We start from the raw sequence: 21,034 nt of genomic DNA, 5'->3' as shown, positions 1-21,034 counted from the left end.
CGCCTCATGCCTGTTCCGCCGCCGTCCGATGACGGTAATCCGTTGGGGACTCCCCCGTGTGCTTCTTGAACAAAACGCTGAAATACTGCGCATCGCTATAGCCGGTTCTAGCGGCAATCTCGTAGGTTCGCAGGCCGGTAAATTTCAGCAGCTCCTTCGCTTTGTCCATCCGTACGGCAGTCAGGTACTCGATAAAGGTTCTGCCGGTGTGGGCTTTAAAGGCCGCGCTGAAATAGCTGACGCTCATATGAACCTGCTTGCAGACGGCTTTCACCGATAGATTCTCGTCCTCATAATTGGACTCCAGATAGACGATCGCTTCAGCAATCTGTGACCGGCACTGATCATGGCGTGTTGCCGTTACGCTATGAACGGCTTGCCGGCAGGCTGTCTTCAGCCAGTCCCCAATCTCTTCCATTGTCCTGAACCGATAGATTTCGGTCATTGGGTTAATGCCTTCTCCGAACACCACGGATTCCTTGCAGCCAATATCGCCAAGCGCCTGCATGACGGCAAGAATCGTTCTTTGAATACGCAAATAGCAGTGGTCGATGCTGGCCAGTTCTGCTTTGTTATATCGGATCAGCGCTTCGATCGCACGCTCTACTTCATCCGCCGTACCCGTCTTGATTCCCGCTATTAATTCACGGTCGAACTCGGCCGGATGCCCGGCCGGCGAGCTTCGGCGTTTCTCCATATCCAGAATGCTGATGACGCTGTTGTCGCCAAGCACAAGCCGATAGTCTAACGCTGCCGCCGCAGCCTTGCAGGTCTCTCTGATTCTCGTATAGCTATGGACGGTCATGCCGATTCCGACCGAAACGGTCAGCTTCAGGAATTGCACCGCCGATTGCCGGATACGCTCAGCCAGCTCCTGCGCCTTTTCTTGCAGCAGGTCCTCTCGCTCACCGCCAAGGACGGCCATCACCCGTTCCTCTCTGCTGCGGAACACAACGGCCCCCGGCTCCCCGCTAATGATCTCCTGAGCGATATTGTACACGGCAAACCTGAGCAGCTCCCGGTCCGTATCCGCCCCGCCTTGCTCTTCGAGCCGGTCCGTGTCGATCGCCAGCCCCAGATAGCAAGGTCCCGTCAGTTGAATCTGAAAATACTGCAGGCGCGAAGCAATCTCCTTCTCGCTTAAGGCCATCGTCGACATCCGCTCGAGGAAGCGTTCCTTGAGGAGCGGCATGCTCTCATGCAGCTGGCTTTGCAGCCGGGCCAGATCCTCCCGCTCCCTTTTCTCCTCGTCCAGCTCCAGCCGGAGCTTATGCAGCATCGCCGAGAACTCGGCTGCCGTTACCGGCTTCAGGATAAAATCCTTTACCTTCAGCTTCAGCGCCTGCTGCGCGTATTCGAAATCATCGTATCCGGTCAGAATGACGACCTTAGTCCCCGGATACCGTTCCATGACTTCACGGGACAAGGCCAGTCCGTCCATAAACGGCATATTAATATCCGTCAGCACGATATGCGGCCGCAGCCGTTCGATCTCTTCCAGCGCCTGCACGCCGTTCTCGCAATCCGCCACGCACCGAAAGCCAAGCTCCTCCCATGGTATGCGCTCCCTGATGCCTTCCCTTACGACCGCTTCATCATCCACCAGCAATATCGTATACAAGGTCGTTCCCCCTATTGCCTATCAGGATTGGAATTGTATGCGCTTTTATTATAGTCAGCGAAATAGAATTCCGGCAACGAGGAAAAAGAACAACGCAAAGAACCTCACTGTCAGTGAGGTTCCGCATTGCTCATCCGGGGTCTCCTCTAGCGTCCGAGGAAATGCTCCACAAATGCGCGATAAGGCGATCGCTCGGGTATCGCTTGCGCGATTTGACGCAGGCTTGCCTGAAACTGCCGCATTTGCTGCTTTCCTGTCCAATCGTCCGGAAGCAGCGGATCCGGAAGCATAGGATCGCGCAATCCAAGCTCCGCAATGATCTCGCCTAGTTCGAGAAAAAGGACAAATAATTGCAGTCCGTCCTCATCTCCCGTATGTTCAAGCCCCGCCAGAGCAGGCACCAGGCGCTCCTGTAACCATCGGTCTTTATCCCGATACAATTCCTGCAGCTCCTTAAGCGGCCATAGACGGAAGGAGTGCTCCTGCGTAATGTGGTTATGCACAATCCTTGTACTCGTAACCGTTATATATCCTGCAACTTCGCACTGCCGGCTGAGCCGGGTGACCTCGTCCCGGTAATCCCATGGCGAGACATAGACGCTTTTATAAAGCGAACCAAAACCTAGCTGCAGCAGCTCCGATCGGAAGCTATCCCTTCTGCGGCGCTCCGATTCCGGAATCTCGAACATAACCATGCACCATTGCCCGTCCCATTCCTTTTCGTACAAACCGGGCTTAGCGTTAATGATCCGAATGAATTCCTCGCCAAGAGGCGTTGCCTTGTACCGGGAACGTTCCGCCGATTCGGCGTAGCCTTCCTTCTTCAGCCTGGAAAGAGCGTTGCGTACAATCTGATGGGAGATGCCTCGCGCTTCATACACCTCGATAAGCCTGCTGACGGCTGCGCCCGATCCGGCTCCATCCCCGCTAGTTAGGAGATACAGCAGCTGTTTCTCTAACGATAACAAAGGCCCCACGGCTCCTTTGACAAAAATAAACAAAAAAAAGATTGACATTTATTCACTGCCAATAATATAACATAAATATAAACGTTCGTATATAAATTGGTTATAAAAATTCGTTTTGAAAGCGAGGCATTACCTATGCGCATTGTTTATCACGGACATTCCTGTATCCAAGTGACCCATGATGCCGTTTCCGTCATCATTGACCCTTTCTTGACCGGCAATCCGCTCGCCGTCTCCAAGAGTCTGGAACAGATTAAGACGCAGTACATCATCCTGACCCATGGTCATTCCGATCATATCACCGATGCCATTCCGCTGGCAAAACAAAACCATGCCCCCATTATTGCCGTTGAAGAGCTGGCCGTCCATCTGGGGAGGCATGGCGCTCAGGTCGAGCCGATGCATGTCGGCGGAGCTTGGGACTTTCCGTTTGGGCGCGTCCATCTGACGCCAGCCCTTCATACCTCATCCGCCCAATCCGAGGATGGTCAGATTGTCTATACCGGATCTCCGGTCGGGATTATTCTCCAAATGGGCGGCATTACTCTCTATCATGCGGGAGATACGGGATTGTTCGGCGATATGCGTCTGATTGGGGAACGTTTCGATATCGACATCGCATTCCTGCCGATTGGCGGACGTTTTACGATGGGGCCGGAGGACGCCGCAATTGCCGCGTCTTGGATTAAAGCGCGCCGCGTCATTCCCATTCATTACAATACATTCCCCGTCATTAAGCAGGATGCCTCTCTTTTCGTACAGATGCTTCTGCAGCAAGGGCTTGCCGGTCAAGTACTTGCACCCGGCGAGCAAGTGGTCATTCACTCAAGCTAATCAAAGGAGATGCTCTCATGAATATATGGCATACATTCCTCTACATTATCGTTCCGATCCTTATTCCGCTGGCCATCGGCGCATGGCTTCACCGCAAATTCAAGTTCGAGCTTGGCGGCTTCTCCAAGATGCTCATGTATTACTACATTCCCGCGCTTGCCTTCGTAAAAGTATACGAAGCCGAGCTGACCGCTTCCTTGGTAGGTACCATTTTCCTGTTCCTCGCCGCGCAGTTCATCCTAATTGTCCTACTCGGTCATGGCGTAAGCCGGATGCTTCGCCATCCCAAGCCACTTGCTGCGAGCTTCTCCAACAGTATCGCGTTAACGAATAATGGCAATATCGGTATCCCCGTTAATGCCATGGCGTTCAAACATGATCCGTTTGCGATGTCGATACAGATGATGGTCGTGACCTTTGAGCTGTTCGCCACCTTTACCTTTGGTCTGCTTAATGCCAGCAGAGCGGCAAGCGGTCTTAAGAACTCATTGCTTCAGTTTGTCAAAACACCTGTCTTGTATGCCATTATCGCAGGTTCTCTTCTGCGGCTCGCCCACATTCCTATGCCGGAACCGCTTCTGACGCCTTTATCGACCATTGCCGACGGGATGCTCAGCTTCGCTTTGCTCACGATTGGCGCACAAATGGCTTCCACGATGCTGTCACTCCATACGATTACCGTCTTATGGAGCAGCCTCATCCGGCTTGCGGCAGCTCCATTTATAGCCTGGCTGCTTCTTGAACTCATACATGTACAAGGCATTACGGCTCAGGCGCTCTTCATCGCAAGCGCAATTCCGACAAGCCGCAACAGTGCCGCACTTGCCCTTGAGTACAACAATGAGCCTGGTTTTGCCGCCCAGGCCGTGCTGTTCTCCACCCTGCTCAGCAGCGTGACGCTAACGATCATCATCCAGCTGTCGGGTACGCTGTTCCCGGCGTAACATGCTATTCCTATTCCATTGGTGCCACTGCCAGCTGGAGCTCGCGCTCCAGCTGCTCCGCATAAGCCGTGCTGACGCCCGCCGACCAACCGAACAGCTCCGCCATATAACTTTGCACGCCGTCCTTACAGCGGATAACACGGCTGCGGTCGAACAGGAGACTGCCGCTGCGGCGGATCCAGAAGTCGACCGGCTTGCAGGCCATTTCATAGCGGATCGCATACAGCAGCTCCAGCAAAAGCGTAACCGGAAGCTTTCGGCGAATCGCTTCCTCGTGCGCTTCGGGCATAAGGCTGAGCACGGTATCGATGTTGGACCCGAACCGGCGGACAAGCCGTTCCGCATCCGGGCCGGCGAGCCCCGCTTTGACGGCTGCCGCCTTTTTATCCGAGACAAATCGCTCATATCCTTCCGAGCCGCCAACATCGCCGCCCGAGATCGTAAGCGTCTTCGTCCGGCTCTCGCCTATACCGCCCCGTCCGGCTTTGGCAAGCTGCTCTGCGGCCTGATCCATAACGGTCTCGGCCATCTTCCGGTAGCCGGTCAGCTTGCCTCCTGCCATGGAGAGAAGGCCGGAAGGCGATACAAGCACCTCGTCGCGCCGCGAAATCTCGGACGGGTCTTTCCCTTCCTGATGAATAAGCGGCCTTACGCCTGCCCAGCTCGATTCCACGTCCTCGGCTTTCAGCCCAAGCGTAGGGAACATATCGTTAGCCGCCTTCAAAATATACTGCCGGTCCGCAGCCGTCATCCTCGGATGGACAAGGTCCTCCTTGTAATCCGTATCGGTTGTGCCGATATACGTCTTTCCGTCGCGGGGAATCGCAAACAGCATCCGGCCGTCTTCCGAGTCGAAGTAGATGGCCTGACCAAGCGGGAAACGTCTCTGGTCGAATACGAGATGGACGCCTTTCGTATGATGGAGCGTCTTCCCCTTCTTGGATCCATCCTTCTCCCGTATCGCGTCTACCCAAGGACCTGCGGCATTGATCGTAACCTTTGCCTTCACTTGTCCCGTATTTCCCGTCAGCCGGTCCCTCACGTCCGCGCCAACGATCCGCCCGTTCTCGTACAGCAGCGATTCGGCCTTCACGTATGAGATCGCGCAAGCTCCGAGCTCTACGGCTTTTTTCATCACTTCTATCGTTAATCGGGCATCGTCGGTGCGGTACTCGACATAATAGCCGCCGCCCTTCAAGCCCTCCCGCTTCAGCAGCGGCTCGCGCGTGACCGTCTCGTCTTTTCCAAGCATTTTCCGCCGCTCGGCGCGTTTAACCCCTGCCAGAAAGTCATACAATCGAAGCCCTAGCGAAGTACTGAACATCCCGAAGGTACCGCCTTTATAGATCGGGAGCAGCATCCATTCCGGCGTGGTCACATGCGGCCCGTTCTCGTACACAATCGCGCGTTCCTTGCCAACCTCGGCCACAACTCCGATCTCGAGCTGCTTCAAGTAACGCAGACCACCATGCACCAGCTTGGTCGAACGGCTTGACGTCCCTCCGGCAAAATCCTGCATCTCCACCAGCGCCGTCTTTAGTCCCCGCGTAACCGCATCAAGCGCGATCCCCGCCCCGGTAATGCCTCCGCCGATAATAAGCAGATCATATTCCTCCGCCTGCAGCCGCCCGAACTGCTCCTCTCTCTTTAGAGCGTTAAATAAAGCTGGTCCTCCCCCATGTCCGTTCCCGCTTGCCATTACGAACCGCTCCTATCGCAAATTCTTTATTTATGTGTAAAAAAGAAAACCGCGAACATTTCTCCATTATGCTATTACGCATCATGAAGAACTGCCACGGTCTATCTCCTTATCGAAAAGCCATTGCCGCCTGCACGGCCTTCTGCCATCCGGCATACAGCTGATCCACCCGCTCCTGTGCCATCGCCGGCTCAAAAACGAGATCCAGCCGTCGCTGCTCCAGAATCTCCCCGCGCCCCTGCCAATAGCCAACCGCAAGCCCCGCCAAATAAGCGGCGCCAAGCGCCGTTGTCTCGCTGATGACCGGCCGTTCGACCGGCACGCCAAGCAGATCGCTCTGGAACTGCATGAGCAGATTATTGCGGATTGCGCCGCCGTCCACGCAAAGCGTTTGCAGCGGAATGCCAGCCGACTGCTCCATCGCGTCCAGCACATCCTTCGTCTGATACGCGATCGACTCGAGCGTCGCCCGGACAAAATGCTCGCGCCGCGTCCCGCGCGTCATGCCGAATGCCGCGCCGCGGACCTCGCTGTCCCAATAAGGCGTCCCCAGCCCAACAAAGGCCGGAACAACGTAAACGCCTTCCGTCGAATCCACCGAAGAAGCTAGTTTTTCGCTCTCCTCCGAGGACTCGATCAATTCCATGCCGTCGCGAAGCCACTGCACCGCCGAACCCGCTACGAAGACGCTGCCTTCAAGCGCGTATTCCACCTGGCCGTCAAAGCCCCAAGCGATGGTCGTAAGCAAGCCATGCTCCGAACGGATCGGCTCCGTGCCGGTATTCATCAGCATAAAGCAGCCGGTGCCGTACGTATTTTTCGCTTCGCCCTTCTCAAAGCATCCATGCCCAAACAAAGCTGCCTGCTGGTCGCCCGCAGCGCCCGCGATAGCAATAGGCCCGCCAAACAACGATGCCTCCGTTGTGCCGTACACCTCGGAAGACGAGCGCACCTCCGGCAGCATGGAAGCCGGAATGTCCAGCCATTCGAGCAAGTCGGCATCCCACTTCAGCTCATGGATGTTGTACAGCAGCGTCCGCGACGCATTCGAATAGTCCGTCACGTGAACCGCTCCGCCGGTCAGCTTCCAGATCAGCCAGCTGTCCACGGTGCCGAATAACAGCTCGCCTGCCGCGGCTTTGTCACGCGCTCCCGCCACCTCGTCGAGCACCCATTTCGCTTTTGTTCCGGAGAAATACGGGTCGATCAAGAGCCCTGTTTTCTCCCGAATCGGCATCTCATGGCCAGCTTCCTTCAGCGCTTCGCAAATGCCCGAAGTCTGGCGCGATTGCCAGACGACGGCGTTATAGACGGGCTTGCCCGTCGTTTTGTCCCAGATGATCGTCGTCTCCCGCTGATTCGAGATGCCGATTGCGGCGATGCGCTTCGCCTTCAGACCTTCCTTCTCAAGCAGCTCGCGTATAACCTTCAGCGAGGTTTCCCACAGCTGCTCGGCGTCCTGCTCCACCCAGCCCGGATGCGGGAACGTGCAGTCCACTGCCGTCTGGGCAACCGCACGCGGGTTCCCCGCTTTATCGAATAAAATCGCACGTGTGCTCGTTGTCCCTTGGTCCAGCGCGATGATATAGGTTTCCTGCTGCGTCATAATGATCGATCCCCTTTATCCATAAATCCTGCATTTCCAAGTACCCGCTTCCACTATTGTATTCTATTCGCGGCGCTGAGCCAAACTCCCTTTGCTTGACGCTTACATTCCTTTAATATCTTTCCGATACGATCTTCGCCTGCGTGAACAGGAGCAGGTAATCGCGGCCGCCCGCCTTCGAATCCGTACCCGACATATTGAACCCGCCAAACGGATGCGCGCCCACAAGCGCACCCGTGCATTTGCGGTTTAAATACAAATTGCCTGCCATAAACTCGCGCCGAGCCTGCTCCAGATGCGCCCGGTTTCTCGAAATAACGGCTCCCGTCAAGCCAAACTCCGTATTGTTCGCGATCTCAAGTGCATTCTCGAACGATTTCGCTCTCGTAAAAGCAAGCACCGGACCAAAAATCTCCTCCAGCGAGATTCGGGCGTTCGCGTCTACATCGGCAAAGATCGTAGGCTCGATAAAATAACCGACCGAATCATCGGATGTTCCCCCGGCGACCAATCGGCCTTCTCCCTTGCCGATCTCGATATACTCCTGGATTTTGCGGAAAGCCTTGTCATCGATAACAGCTCCTACATTCGTGGTAGCATCCGCAGGATCGCCTACCGTAAGCCGGTTGGTCCGGTCCAGAACCTTCGCCAGCACCTCGTCGTACACGGCTTCGTGGACGATCGCTCTGGAGCAGGCGGAGCATTTTTGCCCGGAAAAGCCAAAGGCCGCAGCTACAATCGAATCCGCGGCCAGATCCAGATCCGCCTCCGCATCCACGATGATGGCGTCTTTTCCGCCCATTTCGGCAATGACGCGCTTGATCCATTTTTGCCCCGGCTGCGTCTTTGCCGCCCGTTCGTTGATCCTTAGTCCAACCTCGCGGGAACCGGTAAAGCTGACGAACCGCGTCAGCGGATGATCCACCAGATAATCGCCAACCTCGCTGCCCGGCCCCGGCAAATAATTGACGACGCCCGCAGGGACGCCGGCTTCTTCAAGCAGCTCGAAAAACTGCGCCGCAATAACCGACGTTGGGCTTGCCGGCTTCAGGACAACCGTGTTGCCGCATACGAGAGCGGCTGTAGTCATGCCCGCCATAATAGCTAGAGGGAAATTCCAAGGCGGAATGACAATACCGACGCCAAGCGGAATATAATAAAGTTGATTCTCCTCATCGTCAAGAGGAGTCAGAGGCTGCGGCTTGCTTATGCGCTGCAGCTCGCGCGCGTAAAATTCCATAAAATCAATCGCTTCCGCCGTATCCGCATCGGCCTCGGCGCGGGTTTTGCCCGCTTCAAATGTCATCCATGCGGAGAATTCATGCTTGCGCCGCCGCAGCAATGCCGCTGCTTTATATAAATACCTGGCCCGTTCGCTTGGCTCGGTATGCTTCCAGCTGTCGAAGGTGCGAGCCGCTGTCTGAATGGCCTCTTCCGCAAGACTGGCATCCGCTTGGGAGACTACGCCGATCACCTGATTTTTGGAGGCTGGATTCGTGGACGGCAATGTCCGCGTTGTCGTAATCCGGCGGCTTCCGATCACAAGCGGATACTCCCTGCCCAGCCTGGATCTCACCAATTCAAGCGCCGCATCGTACGCCTTGTTATTTGCTTCCAACTGAAAGTTCGTAAAAGGCTCATTCTTAAATGTTGCCCTCATACCCGCATCCCCCTTCGATACATGCTCACTATTCCATTTATAGTTCATCCGGCAGGACGTTATGTTTTTTACTTTGAAAGGAGCGATAGACAATGGGTGCAGGCCTTTACCGCCGAACACTGCTAGGCATCACCGGCAACAAGCTTGTGGAGCATCTATCCATCCGCTACGGCCGCAAGCTCGCTTCCAAATTCATCGCCGGCGACAATCTGGAAGAAGCGATGGATCGAACGGAGGAGCTGAACAGTCAGGGCATTATGGTGACGCTGGACCATCTTGGAGAAGGGATCAAGGACTTGAAGGAAGCCGAGGGTTACAGGGATGAGTATTTGAAGATCGTCCGCGAGATCGCGAGGCGCAAAGTGAACGCCAACGTCTCGCTCAAGCCGACCCAATTCGGCCTCGCGCTGGATAAGGAGCAATGCCATTCCAATGTCCGGGCGGTTGTGTCGGAGGCGAAGTACAGCCGGATTTTTGTCCGGCTCGATATGGAGGATACGCCGTATACGCAGGCGACCATCGATTTGGTGAGGAGACTGCATGCCGGCTGGATGACGAATGTCGGTACCGTCATTCAAGCGTATTTGCACCGGTCCGAGGATGATGTGAAGGCGCTTAGCAAGGAAAAGGTTAATCTGCGGCTGGTGAAGGGTGCTTACAAAGAGCCCCCCGAGGTGGCGTACCAGAATGCGGGGCAAGTGCTCGACAACTTCAAGAGGTTGATTGAGCACCGTCTGAATAACGGAGTGTATACGGCCGTTGCCTCCCATGATGATAAGGTCATCAATTTCACCAAGGCTTTCGCCGCGGCGAACAATATTTCGAAGGACGCGTTCGAGTTCCAGATGCTCTACGGCCTTCGCATGGGCAAGCAAGCCGAGCTAGCCCAGGAAGGCTACCGCGTCCGCTGCTACGTGCCTTACGGCACGATGTGGTACCCGTACTACACCCGCCGTTTGGCCGAAAAGCCGGCGAACCTGGTGTTGGTTTTGAGGAATATGTTTAAGTAAAGCGTTTGATTAACCAGGACGAAGGCCCTCCCCCTTCCACGCCTTGCAAATTCGCATAAAAAAGAAATCCCTGCGGGTGCGCAGGGATTTCTTTTTTGTCGGCTTCAGGGGCCGAGGACGTAAGGAGTCAAGTGGGCTGCAGGCGGGCTCAAAGCCAACGTCCCCCCCATCCCGGCTAACGAAACGTAGTATCGTTATTTCCGTTAAAATGGTCGTTTTCTAAATCTAACGAAACCTGGTATCGCTATTAGGTCGTGTTCAAGCCAAATGTAGCTCATTCGAACCAAATAAAGTTACACAGTTTCGTTAGAAATCATAGCGCCGCCAAAAACGCCAAATAAGGTGCTGTAGTTTCGTTAGCGCTGGCGACGCGAAGACCATTCCCGCCGTGCGCCACGCTACTCTACTAATTACCCAGCAAAATCAGCTCTTTCGGATAGCTGGTCAGCACGCGGACGGAACCGTCTGCTTGAATGTACACGTCATCCTCAATCCGGACGCCGCCAATCACCGGGTCATAAATGCCCGGTTCAATCGTAAACAGCAAGCCCGGCTCGATAATCGATTGATTCTGCCCCGAAACGGAAGGCTGCTCATGCACATCCATGCCAAAGCCATGGCCGAGACGATGCGTGAACAGCGGACCAAAGCCCTTCTGCTCAATTACGTCGCGGGCTGCTTTATCCACGGAGGCCAGCGTTACGCCGGCTCTCGACGCCGCGATTCCCGCCATGTTGGCGGCAAGCACCGTATCGTAGATGGCGCGCTGCTCTTTAGAAGCCTCGCCCATCACAAAGGTTCTCGTAATGTCGGAGCAATAGCCGCCTGCCTGAACGCCGATATCGATCAGCACAAAATCGCCATGCTTGATCGTGTCGTAACCCGGCGTACCATGCGGGAGCGCGGAACGTGCGCCGGTCAGCACAATCGACTCGAATGCCGGACGGTCTGCGCCAAGCTTGCGCATCTGATACTCAATCTCCGCCGTCAGCTCAAGCTCCGTCATGCCGATTTTGGCATGGGAAGCAGCGTGAGCAACAACCTTTTCCACCATAAGGACGGCATTCTGCACCTTGCTGATTTCTTCCTCGCTTTTTTTCGTGCGCAGGGACAGTATAAAGCCCTCGAGGTCAACAAAACGAGCGCCGCCCAAAGCCTCCTGAATCCGTTCAGCCTTGGCGATCGACACCGCTTCCTTCTCAATGCCCGCTGCCGCAACTCCTGATGCCGTATGCTGCTTCAGCACCTCGTAAGCATCCTGCGTATCCGAGATCGGCACAAGCTTGCCGTTCCCGCCAAAAGGCTCCGCCGCCGACAGGTCGAGAAGCGGCATGTACAGCGTCTCCTCCCCCGTCCGCGCATCAAGCGCCAACGCCAGGAACCGCTCATGAGGATTGCAGGAAAAGCCCGTAAAATAATATACATTCGTCGGAGACGTAATAAAGGCGATATCCATGCCGTTCTCTTGCAAATAGGCAGTCAGCTGCCCTTTTCTCTGTTGCCAAATGGATTCCATGCTTGTTCACTCCGTTTCTCATTAAAAACCTACCCTGCTATTATAACGCCGTCCCGCGCTGTAACCAAACCATCCGGCCTCCCCTCTACCATTTTGAAATTCCTCGAAAATAAGTTCATACTATAGCTATAGGATCCGCTGGAAACTATACTTATCGTTAACGAGAGAGGAATGAAGCCCCGTGCTGACTTTTGAGCAAAAATTAAACAACTATGCGGACATCATCGTAAAAATCGGAGCGAACATACAACAAGGGCAATCGGTCATGGTTAATGCGACAATTGACGCGCCAGAGCTCGTTCGACTCGTCGTGAAAAAAGCGTATGAAGCCGGTGCCTACCAAGTGAAGGTATTCTGGCATGACGACGCCGTATCCCGCATTCATTATGATCTTGCTTCGCTTGAATCGTTCCTTGAGGAGCCAAAATGGTCCGCCGGCGAAAAGCTCGAGATGGCGGAAAAAGGCGCTGCCTCCATTACGATCGGATCCGCCGATCCCGATCTGCTCCGCGGCGTGCCGCAGGAAAAAATCCGCAACGCGGACCGTACGGCGCGCAAAGCTAACGAGAAATACCGTCAAATGTCCCAGGCTTTCAAATTTACCTGGTCGCTGGCAACAGCCCCTTCCGCTGCATGGGCAGCCAAGGTCTTCCCGGATCTTCCGCAGGAAGAGCAAGTCGCAAAGCTGTGGGATACGATCTTCCAAATGGTGCGTGCCGACCAGCCGGATCCAATCGCCGCTTGGGAAGCGCATATTAAACAGCTGAAATCCAAGGCGCAATATTTGAACGATAAAGCTTATAAATATCTGCATTACGTTGCACCGGGCACCGATCTCACGCTCGAAATGCCAAAAGATCAAATCTGGCTTGGCGGCAGCAAGCAAAATGAACAAGGTACTTGGTTCGTTCCAAACCTGCCAACCGAAGAAGTATACTCGGCACCGCTTCGTACCGGCGTGAACGGTACCATCTCCAGCACGAAGCCGCTTAGCTATAACGGCAATATCGTCGACAACTTCTCGTTCACCTTCGAGAACGGCCGCGTTGTCGATTTCAAGGCGGAGCAAGGCGAGGAAGCCATTAAAGGCCTGCTCGATACCGATGACGCAGCGAAATTCCTCGGCGAAGTTGCTCTAGTGCCGCATACCTCGCCCATTTCGGATTCGAACATTCTGTTCTACAAAACAATCTTCGACGAAAATGCTTCCTGCCACTTGGCTCTGGGCAGCGCCTACGCGTCCTGCATCAAAGGCGGCGCCGGCCTGTCGCGCGAGGAGCTGCTCGAAAGAGGGCTGAACCAAAGCATGGCGCATACCGACTTCATGGTAGGCTCCGCCGAGCTCAACCTCTTCGGCATCACCGAAGACGGCACCCGCGAGCCCATCCTGGTTAACGGCAACTGGGCGTTTTAATCGATTATGATCCCGCTGAGAAAACATCTCCTTCCAGTTGCTGTTGAAATCGTGAGGGGCATAATCGACGGTGATCCCGCCGAGAAAACATCTCCTTCCAGTTGCTGTTGAAATCGTGAGGATTTGAATCAAGTTGTTCATTGTGATCTCACGATTTCAAAGGCAAGCGTTTCACTCTTCCAGGAGATGTTTTCTCTTCGGATCCTATCGATTATTTTTTGGTACAATGGGAGTGGAACTAGGCTTTAAGCCGGTTCCACTCTTTTTTTGTTTCCCCCCACACTGATTGATAAGTGGAGAAGGTAATCGACGATGATCCCGTCGAGAAAACATCTCCCTCCAGTTGCTGTTGAAATCGTGATATTCGAATAAATAGTTTATGGTTTTATCACGATTTCAAAGGCAAGCGTTACACTCTTCCGGGAGATGTTTTCTCTTCGGATCCTATCGATTATTTTTGAAATAAAGGGGTAGAACTGGATTTCAAAACCTGTTCTACCCCTTTTCTGCCCCCACACCGATTGATAGGTGGAGAAGGAAAAGTATCTCATGGAGGAGCGTTAGCGCTTGCCTTTGTTACTCTTGATATAACCGCTGAAAATTCGATCCGAATATCAAGATAACAACAGCAACCGGAAGGAGATACTTTCCTGCGTAACATCATCAATCTAATAATGCATAGCCGCGACCGAATCTACCTATCAATCATAGACTATACCAGTCTATCAGGAGGAGGCTCCCCCCTTGATTCATCAAAATGTGAAGACCTACCGCTACCGCGTCGGCCGCAACAACTACATCGTTATTAACATTTCTCAGACGGCCAAGGCATCGGCCGAAGCCGGCAACGTGCTCGCCAGCAACGCCGTTAACGTTCAAATTATGAAGCAGCTAGCGAAGCAAAAGAAACGCAAACGTTAATCCGCCTCTACAATCGTCTAAACAATGGCGAGGAGGTGATTCGAATGGGTCGTAAAAGAACAAAATCCGCTGACAAGAACATTGTCAAATGGAGCAAAGGAACAACCAACGTCCGCGTCGGCCAATCGGCGAACGCAACGATTAACCAAGGCGGCAACGCGTTTGCCATCAACGCTTCCGAGATTGGCGTCGTCCGCATCCGTCCTGGCGCGCAGGGCTAAGCAAATCCAAATGAAAAGCAGGGCTGTTTCGCGTGGAGGTTAAGCTCCGCGCGGCAGCTCTGCTTTTTTTACGATGATCCGCACGACATACAGCACGCTAACTACCGTCATCATATCGAAGCAGACGTTAAACAGGAATAAATGCTTGCCGAGATCCGCCTCCCCATCGCCAATGAGAGGTACGGTAAAGCCACACATCCCGATAAGCGCAAGAACAAACAAAGCCTCCAGATAGAGCCGTTGCTGCACCGATCTCCAACGCCTTATATACTCCACGGCAAGAACGAAGAGATACGCTGCCGCAAATGCCGCAACAAAGCCGAAGTTGTTGGGCATAACCTTCAGCTTGAACGTACTCCAGGTGCTATAGGCATAATTGACAGCCCCGTAAGGCTTGCCCGCCTCCTTCTCATAGCTGCCCAGATACAAAGGCCGGATACTCATTCCGTTCTTCGCAGCACGTTCCAGCTTCTGCAGGAATCTGTCCGGATGTTTCGCATAATACAGCAGCACATCTTTATGGCTGATCCCCTTCAGCGCCGCAAGAATGCGGGGGTCATTCTGCTTGATCACGGTGTCCTTCTGAAAATAATTCGTACCCGCATTCACCTTGAATTCTTCCGGCAAACCAAGCTCCCTAAGATCCGCCGCCGGGTCCGGCGAGCCCTTGAGTACACCAAAGAACACCGTTTGATACAAGTTAATATGCTTCAGTCCGCTTGGAGCAGCGGCATACATTGTAACGGTAGCAAGCAGCAGCACGGCTGACCAGATTCCGACCGTCCATCGCCATGCCCGGTCCGCCCGCAATTTCCAATAACGCAGACCAAGCAGCAAGAGCAGAAGTCCGATAGGGGCGTTTTGCAGCTTGGTGCCGACAAGACAGACTGCGGACAGATAAAAGGCCGTCAGAAGCCAGATAGAAGGCTTGTCCGTGCGTGGCAGGGCAAGAGCCAATCCGAAGGTGAACAGCATAAAGATCACGGTGACCGCTTCACCGAAGAACGAGTTGAAATAAGCCACGTACCCGATATCCAGAAACACAAGCGATAAGCTTGCGATAAGGACGGTATTAAAGATAACCGAACGTTGCTTATTGGATTTGACGATAATATACAAGGCCGCGACATACAGCACCGAATAAAGCATCGATAGGATCCGAATGTCAAACGTCTGCGAATTGACTGCTCTGCCGATTATTCCCGCAATAAAAACAGGGATGATCTGGGAGGAAATATATCTATCCGCCGAGAATGGCCCGTAATGATACAGCTTATGAAAATATCCGAAATACTTATCCCGGTACGATTCTCCGGGATCGGCAAAATCGATGCCGCCCGCAAGCATCATGCGGTAAAAGTCGCCATTATTCGCAACACCGACGGGGCTGAAGAATAACAGCGGCAATAATATAGCGGCTGCAATTAGAACGATCAGCCACTCCAATCGAATCCATCTTTTCAAGTGGGAACCTCCGACAAATCTCTACATTTTTGCATGTATGACCTGACTTCCGGACTAGGACTTTATGTGGACAGCCTCTGTTGTGGATATGTTATTAACTTTATGTAAAGTCTCACTATAATTGGGGATTACTCATGTTGATAATGTGGATAAGCCTGTGGATTAATTATATTTCCCGTACAGGAAAAATATATAATCCGTTGCAACGCCCGGATGCCCCTGTTGTCTTAGTATAGCCGTCACGTTCCCCCGGTGATACGTACCATGGTTAACAACATGCTGAATAATGCCGGATAAAGGTGCTGTCATAGACCCGAATCTCGGATGCGTAATCGTCGTCAGCTTGTCCAGATCTTCTACTCCGGCCATATAGGTTCGGAACCGGTCTGCAATCCGGTTGTAGCGTTCCTCCAACGATGCTGCCGTCATCCCCTTTACTTCCTCCGCCTTGCGGTTAACCAAATCAATCAGATCCGCCTCTGCCCCGAGCAGGACGGCAAGCCACAGCTCATCGCGGACATACAGATGCTCCAGTACCGCGGCTACGGACGGGAACACGCTTTGTACTTCTGCCGCATACACTTCTTCGGGAAGCTGCCTCAAATGCTCGAACAGCCGATTGTTGGCCCATGCATGATAGTCGAATTGGCGGATAATTTCATGACTCATTCCTGCTCATCTCCCTGAGTAAAATGAATTGATTTCTCGTCTATTTTACCAAAGTTTTCTAATTCCATTCAATGAAACCGGGGCACCACTTTTTCCCGAACTATCGAAATGAAACCTAATCGAGCGTATAATCGTATGTAGGTGTTATAAGCTCCAATATTGAAAATCGAAAATTCCGGGAGGATGTTTAAAATGTCTATTTTCAAACGACTTCGTGACCTTACTTTATCGAATGTGTACGCTCTGATTGAGAAAGCGGAAGATCCGATCAAGCTGACTGACCAATATATCCGTGACATGCAAGAAGATCTCGAGGATGCCGAAAAAGCCGTAGCTGCCCAAATCGCCCTCGAGAAAAAATTCAAGCAGCTGTATGAAGAGCAAGCTCAGTTAGTAGAAAAACGCGGCGAGCAAGCGCATATCGCGGCTCAAGCTCAGAACATCGACCTTGCCCGCCGTGCCCTGGAAGAGAAAAAATCGGCTGAAGCGAAGGCCGCCGAATACAAAACAAGCTTTGACAACAACAAAGCGATGGCGGATAACCTCCGCGCGAAGCTCGACGAAATGCGCAAACAGCTGACCGAGATGAAGAACAAACGCGAGACGCTGGTTGCCCGCTACCAAGCGGCCAAAGCGCAAGAGCACATCAACAAATCGCTTGCAGGCTTCAGCTCCGATTCCGCTTCCGCTGGCCTGAAGCGCATGGAAGAGAAAATGCTTCAAGCCGAAGCGCGCGCCGAGGCATCGAACGAACTTGCGCAGTCAAAAGGCAAATCGCTTGACGATGAGTTCGCCGCTCTTGGCAAGGACAAAGCGGTTGAAGACGAGCTTGCCGCTCTGATGAGACAGTACGAAAAGAAGGAATAGCTCCTGCACGCATGGAATAAAATGGACTGACGCAAACATGTCCGCCGGCGCCATAGCTTAACGGCAGCGCCGGCGGATTTTGCGGTTCTATTACTTTATTGGGGGAAAGATGGTCATGACTTGGACGGATTTGCTGCAAATTCCGGTGTGGACAGGCGCTGGGGCGCTGCTGCTTTTTATCCTCATGTATTTAGACTCATTGTCCACGAAATACCATGATTTTAAGGAAATGAAAGATGGTAATATTGCTGTAGCGGTCCGCTTCGTAATGAAGCTTGGCGCACAGGCATACATCCTTGCTTCGTCGATCGGACAGGCAACTTACATGTGGGAAGCTCTTGTGATCTCGCTTGTATCGTTTATCACCCTGCTGATTGTTGAAGCGATTTTCCGGATTATTTTTGGTGCTATTGCCGGCATTCAGCTGGACAAAGGCATTCACGAGGGCAAAGTCGGCTACGCGTTAATCGCCGGATCCCTTCACATTGCGGGTGCGCTGATTATTGCTTCGGTCTAACAGAACGATCGTACGAAGGAGTAAACCTTGATGAGCATTTTTAAACGAATTAAAAATATTATGGCAAAGCCTGAACCGGTGAAAGCGGAGAAAAGCATCTTGTCTCTTGCTCCCGGCGATGTATGCGAAGTCTCCCTGGTCACGTATCAAGTAACCGGCAGCAGCCGGAACCGCAGCCGCAACGCGGTTGTGCTGACGCTGCAGGACGGAAGCGATATCCGCTATCTGTCGATCGAAGAACGCGAAAGAACGGTTTTCGCGCTGTATGAACAAATCGATGGAAGACTAGATACCTTTGACGAAGTACCAACTACTCTTGAGCTGGATGACCGGGCCTATCACATGGAAGAGAACTTCTCGGGTATGATCGCGGCCAACGGCAAAACGCCGTTTATGCAAGGCGGCGAGCAATACGTATGGCAGTATCAGTCCGACGATATGAAGCTGCTCCGCGTGGAATGGCTTGACGGACGCTTCATGCTGTATGTAGGCGAATCGGTGCTGCCCGCGGATGTCCGCGTGATCCGGGGCGCATAAGGCGAAGCTATTCTTTTTAGGAGGAGCAAGATGAAGAAGTGGTGGCTTCATAGCATCAAAATTATTCTATTACTCAGCCTCGTCGTTCCCATGCTTGCTGCCTGCGCCATCTCCGACACCGTAAAGGAGCAGTATCCGCTTGAATCGGTGAACGGTTCGGGCAGCCAGACGTCTTACGTCTACCGGGCTGCGGACCAGACGGTTCCGGAGGTCGCCAAGCAGCTCGTCGATAAGAAGAAGCCGGAGCAGCAGTCTGCGGAAAGTACCGAGAGGATGTTCCTCGTCTACAGCGATGAGGTCATCCAGATCCAGCAGGCTCCCGATGATCCGTCGGACTCCCTGATCGAGATCGACTCCAAGGAATATGTCCGCAACAACTATAGCAGCAGCTTCCTGCAGGGTTATCTGCTCGCCAGCGTGCTGAGCGATTTGTTCGATAACGGCAGGTACGGTCATGGCAATTACCGCGGTTACTCCCAGAAGGATGTCTACAAACCGCAGACCACTTACCACAAGCCAACCGATCAGGATCTGAAAAAAGCGCCGCCGATGACGGTGAACCGAACCGGATCCATCTTGAAACGTTCGAAGAACGCCGACTCCACTGCAGTCGGGTCAGGCAGTAGCGGCTCTACCGGCAAGACCGGCAAGGTCATTACCGGCGGCTCGTCATCAAGCTCTTCGAAGAAGAGCTCGGTCTTCACCAAGCCGAAGAAATCGGCGCCGAAGATCCGGATGGGCTCCGGCCGCGTCTCGCGGCGACGGTGACGATGCGCATGATTACTGTGAATTGACCAATAAACATAAATAAACCGCCCGGGCGATCGGGCGGTTTATTTGTTTGGTCCTATTTTATCTTAGTAGCCAATGTCATTCCGTTCTGCGGCTTTTTGAGCGACAAACTGGGTCATTTCCTCGACACCGGCATCTTTGAACTTGTCTTGCGCTTTATGAAGGATTTTCAAAGCTTCATCATCCGATTTCGCGAAGTAGGCTTTCTGCAACTCCGCGTTAAAATCAAAGCTGCCTACCTTGTCGCGATATTGCTGATATTTCGGCCATTCTCTTTCCAGATAAGAGGCGCTTACTTTATCAATGATTTTAATCGGCATTTTCGCCGAGAAGCTTTCCTCCAGCTTATCCCATTGCGTTTTTTGATCATCCGTTTTCGGCCATGTCACCGTATCGGAGAATGCGCCAGTGAATCTGCCCGGCAGGAAGCTAAGTCCTTCGTCGCGCTTCAAGTCCGGATTGTCGTCGAATTGCTTCTTCACGTCCGGAATCCATTGCGGTCTTCCGTCCACCATCGTGTAATCCTTGCCTTCAATACCCCAGTACGCGAGCAGACGGCCTTCGTCGCTGTTTACGAAATCAATATAACGCAATGCCGCATCCGGGTCTTTGATCTTCGCGCTCAAGAAGATCGCAGGGAATCCGGATCGTCCCGGCTTCTCAACCTGCGTTGCGATTTCGCCATTTTTATTCTTCATTGGACCAAGCAGCTCGTATTGCATTTCCGGATTAGTCTTATACAGCGTTTTGGACAAATCACCAAGCATAGGCTGGGCTCCGAATACGGCAAGCTTGCCGGTGGTCAGCTTCTCCATCGCTGTCGTGTCGGTGTTGCTGAATGCTTCAGGATCGAACAGTCCGCCCTGGATCAACTTACGCAAATACATCATTTTGTCTTCTTCATCTTTGGATAAAGCCCAGAAGGTCAGCTTGCCGTCTTCCTCGCGGAAGTCCGAAATATTGTAACCCGTCCAGCCCTTCGTGAATTGGCTGGAATCCCAACCGTTGTGCAACGTTCCGGAAGGGATAACCGGCTTGCCGCTAATATCTTTGAAATTGCCGTTTTTGATCTTCTCCAGCAAATCGTACAGCTTATCCTGCGTATCGATATCCGCCGCATTTACATTCAGCGCCTTCAAAATATCGCCGCGGGCATAAAGGCCGTAATTCCAGTTATGAATGCTTTCGATCGAACCGTCCGGCGTTTCCGTCGGAATGATATATTGCTTGCCCTTCAGATCAGGGCTATTCATGTCAAACTCGGCAAAGTCCTTCGCTATGCCAGTCGTGACCAATCTCTTAATATTCGGATATTTATCGAGATAAGGCGTTAAGTCAAGAAGCTGGCCTTCCAGAGCGGCTTTTTTGATAACTTGGCCTTCACCGCCGGTTGTCGACCAGTACGGAGCGTTTACGATATCCGGAACCGTGCCGGAAGCGAACATGGTATTCAGCTTCTCGACTTCGCTTGTCGTGATGGATTCCATCTTGAGCGTGACGCCAGTCTTCTCTCTTATCGCTTTTGCTACCGGATTGTTCTCTTGATCTTGCGGGAAACCTGCTCCGCCGCCATTCCAGGCGCTCAGGAACGTTAACGTGACCTGCTTGGGTGCATCCGCTTCTTTTTGCCCCGTATTCGTTGCATTGCCTGCAGACGCAGACGCATCTGGTCCGTTGTTCCCCCCATTATCGCTGCACGCCGTCATCGACAATGCAAGCACCGGGACGGCAACAGCCAGGCCAAGCGAACCTTTTAATCTGGTTTTACGCATTT

At 53.1% G+C, this 21,034-nt stretch carries 19 protein-coding genes; 10 read left to right on the top strand and 9 right to left on the bottom strand.

The genetic code is table 11. The annotated features are described in order from the left end of the window. Positions 1–4: 4 nt before the first annotated feature. Complete coding sequence (locus WFJ73_RS14035; RefSeq protein WP_336773666.1) at positions 5–1,621, bottom strand: response regulator; 1,617 nt, start codon at positions 1,619–1,621, stop codon at positions 5–7. 146 nt (positions 1,622–1,767) lie between these two features. Then, a complete protein-coding gene (locus WFJ73_RS14030; RefSeq protein ID WP_336773665.1) occupies positions 1,768–2,589 on the bottom strand; it encodes a PaaX family transcriptional regulator C-terminal domain-containing protein in 822 nt (273 codons plus the stop codon). Positions 2,590–2,724: 135 nt separating this feature from the next. On the opposite strand from WFJ73_RS14030, the gene WFJ73_RS14025 reads away from it, so the two are divergent. Both WFJ73_RS14025 and WFJ73_RS14020 read left to right on the top strand, forming a co-directional pair. Then, complete coding sequence (locus WFJ73_RS14025; RefSeq protein ID WP_336773664.1) at positions 2,725–3,423, top strand: metal-dependent hydrolase; 699 nt, start codon at positions 2,725–2,727, stop codon at positions 3,421–3,423. A gap of 17 nt (positions 3,424–3,440) precedes the next feature. Then, positions 3,441–4,367: an AEC family transporter gene (locus WFJ73_RS14020; RefSeq protein WP_336773663.1), complete on the top strand. Its 927-nt coding sequence runs from the start codon at positions 3,441–3,443 to the stop codon at positions 4,365–4,367. Positions 4,368–4,377: 10 nt separating this feature from the next. On the opposite strand, the gene WFJ73_RS14015 is transcribed toward WFJ73_RS14020, so the two are convergent. From WFJ73_RS14015 to pruA, 3 genes are all read right to left on the bottom strand, one after another. Continuing rightward, a complete protein-coding gene (locus WFJ73_RS14015; protein WP_336773662.1) occupies positions 4,378–6,066 on the bottom strand; it encodes a glycerol-3-phosphate dehydrogenase/oxidase in 1,689 nt (562 codons plus the stop codon). Positions 6,067–6,175: 109 nt separating this feature from the next. Then, positions 6,176–7,672: a glycerol kinase GlpK gene (gene glpK / locus WFJ73_RS14010; protein WP_336773661.1), complete on the bottom strand. Its 1,497-nt coding sequence runs from the start codon at positions 7,670–7,672 to the stop codon at positions 6,176–6,178. A 112-nt stretch (positions 7,673–7,784) separates the two neighbouring features. Beyond that, positions 7,785–9,332: an L-glutamate gamma-semialdehyde dehydrogenase gene (gene pruA / locus WFJ73_RS14005; protein ID WP_336773660.1), complete on the bottom strand. Its 1,548-nt coding sequence runs from the start codon at positions 9,330–9,332 to the stop codon at positions 7,785–7,787. 92 nt (positions 9,333–9,424) lie between these two features. Between pruA and WFJ73_RS14000 the strand changes: the two genes are divergently transcribed. Then, positions 9,425–10,342, top strand: a complete 918-nt coding sequence (locus WFJ73_RS14000; RefSeq protein ID WP_336773659.1) for a proline dehydrogenase family protein — start codon at positions 9,425–9,427, stop codon at positions 10,340–10,342. A gap of 406 nt (positions 10,343–10,748) precedes the next feature. On the opposite strand, the gene WFJ73_RS13995 is transcribed toward WFJ73_RS14000, so the two are convergent. After that, positions 10,749–11,858 carry a M24 family metallopeptidase gene (locus WFJ73_RS13995; protein ID WP_336773658.1) on the bottom strand — a complete coding sequence of 370 codons (1,110 nt, stop codon included), beginning with the start codon at positions 11,856–11,858 and terminating at the stop codon, positions 10,749–10,751. A gap of 181 nt (positions 11,859–12,039) precedes the next feature. On the opposite strand from WFJ73_RS13995, the gene WFJ73_RS13990 reads away from it, so the two are divergent. The 3 genes from WFJ73_RS13990 to WFJ73_RS13980 all read left to right on the top strand — a co-directional run bounded on the left by WFJ73_RS13990 (position 12,040) and on the right by WFJ73_RS13980 (position 14,414). Continuing rightward, complete coding sequence (locus tag WFJ73_RS13990; RefSeq protein WP_336773657.1) at positions 12,040–13,272, top strand: aminopeptidase; 1,233 nt, start codon at positions 12,040–12,042, stop codon at positions 13,270–13,272. 744 nt (positions 13,273–14,016) lie between these two features. Next, the gene (locus WFJ73_RS13985; protein WP_336773656.1) at positions 14,017–14,193 is read left to right on the top strand and encodes a hypothetical protein; all 177 of its coding nucleotides are present in this window, start codon (positions 14,017–14,019) and stop codon (positions 14,191–14,193) included. Between the two features lie 44 nt (positions 14,194–14,237). Then, positions 14,238–14,414 (top strand): hypothetical protein, encoded by a 177-nt coding sequence (locus tag WFJ73_RS13980; RefSeq protein WP_164775472.1) that lies wholly within the window; start codon positions 14,238–14,240, stop codon positions 14,412–14,414. A 39-nt stretch (positions 14,415–14,453) separates the two neighbouring features. Here the strand turns inward: WFJ73_RS13980 and wsfD are convergent, their stop codons facing one another. Next, positions 14,454–15,878, bottom strand: coding sequence for a glycan biosynthesis hexose transferase WsfD (gene wsfD, locus WFJ73_RS13975; RefSeq protein ID WP_336773655.1), 1,425 nt, complete (start codon positions 15,876–15,878; stop codon positions 14,454–14,456). A gap of 162 nt (positions 15,879–16,040) precedes the next feature. Beyond that, on the bottom strand, positions 16,041–16,547 hold the full coding sequence (locus WFJ73_RS13970) for a DinB family protein (protein WP_336773654.1): 507 nt from the start codon (positions 16,545–16,547) through the stop codon (positions 16,041–16,043). A gap of 192 nt (positions 16,548–16,739) precedes the next feature. Here WFJ73_RS13970 and WFJ73_RS13965 point away from each other — a divergent pair, with 192 nt between their 5' ends. From WFJ73_RS13965 to WFJ73_RS13950, 4 genes are all read left to right on the top strand, one after another. After that, the gene (locus WFJ73_RS13965; RefSeq protein WP_127495396.1) at positions 16,740–17,414 is read left to right on the top strand and encodes a PspA/IM30 family protein; all 675 of its coding nucleotides are present in this window, start codon (positions 16,740–16,742) and stop codon (positions 17,412–17,414) included. Positions 17,415–17,529: 115 nt separating this feature from the next. Continuing rightward, positions 17,530–17,931, top strand: coding sequence for a DUF350 domain-containing protein (locus WFJ73_RS13960; protein WP_336773653.1), 402 nt, complete (start codon positions 17,530–17,532; stop codon positions 17,929–17,931). A gap of 30 nt (positions 17,932–17,961) precedes the next feature. Beyond that, positions 17,962–18,468, top strand: coding sequence for a DUF4178 domain-containing protein (locus tag WFJ73_RS13955; protein WP_201008341.1), 507 nt, complete (start codon positions 17,962–17,964; stop codon positions 18,466–18,468). Positions 18,469–18,498: 30 nt separating this feature from the next. Continuing rightward, entirely contained in the window at positions 18,499–19,236 is a 738-nt protein-coding gene (locus WFJ73_RS13950) for a DUF4247 domain-containing protein (protein ID WP_336773652.1), read from the top strand. Between the two features lie 89 nt (positions 19,237–19,325). On the opposite strand, the gene WFJ73_RS13945 is transcribed toward WFJ73_RS13950, so the two are convergent. Continuing rightward, positions 19,326–21,032, bottom strand: a complete 1,707-nt coding sequence (locus WFJ73_RS13945) for an ABC transporter substrate-binding protein (protein ID WP_336773651.1) — start codon at positions 21,030–21,032, stop codon at positions 19,326–19,328. Positions 21,033–21,034: the final 2 nt, after the last annotated feature.

Origin of the sequence: Paenibacillus sp. MMO-58 (assembly GCF_037146255.1) — a bacterium.
Lineage (GTDB): Bacteria > Bacillota > Bacilli > Paenibacillales > Paenibacillaceae > Pristimantibacillus.
The sequence above is the reverse complement of the archived record's forward strand: the minus strand, read 5'-3'. Positions and strand labels throughout refer to the sequence as shown.

What these genes read in the sequence shown, in the direction of transcription:
- WFJ73_RS14025 (WP_336773664.1), top strand. Translation starts at nt 2,725, where the DNA reads ATGCGCATTGTTTATCACGGACATTCCTGTATCCAAGTGACCCATGAT.
- WFJ73_RS14020 (WP_336773663.1), top strand. Translation starts at nt 3,441, where the DNA reads ATGAATATATGGCATACATTCCTCTACATTATCGTTCCGATCCTTATT.
- WFJ73_RS14015 (WP_336773662.1), bottom strand. Translation starts at nt 6,066, where the DNA reads ATGGCAAGCGGGAACGGACATGGGGGAGGACCAGCTTTATTTAACGCT.
- glpK (WP_336773661.1), bottom strand. Translation starts at nt 7,672, where the DNA reads ATGACGCAGCAGGAAACCTATATCATCGCGCTGGACCAAGGGACAACG.
- pruA (WP_336773660.1), bottom strand. Translation starts at nt 9,332, where the DNA reads ATGAGGGCAACATTTAAGAATGAGCCTTTTACGAACTTTCAGTTGGAA.
- WFJ73_RS14000 (WP_336773659.1), top strand. Translation starts at nt 9,425, where the DNA reads ATGGGTGCAGGCCTTTACCGCCGAACACTGCTAGGCATCACCGGCAAC.
- WFJ73_RS13995 (WP_336773658.1), bottom strand. Translation starts at nt 11,858, where the DNA reads ATGGAATCCATTTGGCAACAGAGAAAAGGGCAGCTGACTGCCTATTTG.
- WFJ73_RS13980 (WP_164775472.1), top strand. Translation starts at nt 14,238, where the DNA reads ATGGGTCGTAAAAGAACAAAATCCGCTGACAAGAACATTGTCAAATGG.
- WFJ73_RS13970 (WP_336773654.1), bottom strand. Translation starts at nt 16,547, where the DNA reads ATGAGTCATGAAATTATCCGCCAATTCGACTATCATGCATGGGCCAAC.
- WFJ73_RS13965 (WP_127495396.1), top strand. Translation starts at nt 16,740, where the DNA reads ATGTCTATTTTCAAACGACTTCGTGACCTTACTTTATCGAATGTGTAC.
- WFJ73_RS13960 (WP_336773653.1), top strand. Translation starts at nt 17,530, where the DNA reads ATGACTTGGACGGATTTGCTGCAAATTCCGGTGTGGACAGGCGCTGGG.
- WFJ73_RS13955 (WP_201008341.1), top strand. Translation starts at nt 17,962, where the DNA reads ATGAGCATTTTTAAACGAATTAAAAATATTATGGCAAAGCCTGAACCG.
- WFJ73_RS13950 (WP_336773652.1), top strand. Translation starts at nt 18,499, where the DNA reads ATGAAGAAGTGGTGGCTTCATAGCATCAAAATTATTCTATTACTCAGC.
- WFJ73_RS13945 (WP_336773651.1), bottom strand. Translation starts at nt 21,032, where the DNA reads ATGCGTAAAACCAGATTAAAAGGTTCGCTTGGCCTGGCTGTTGCCGTC.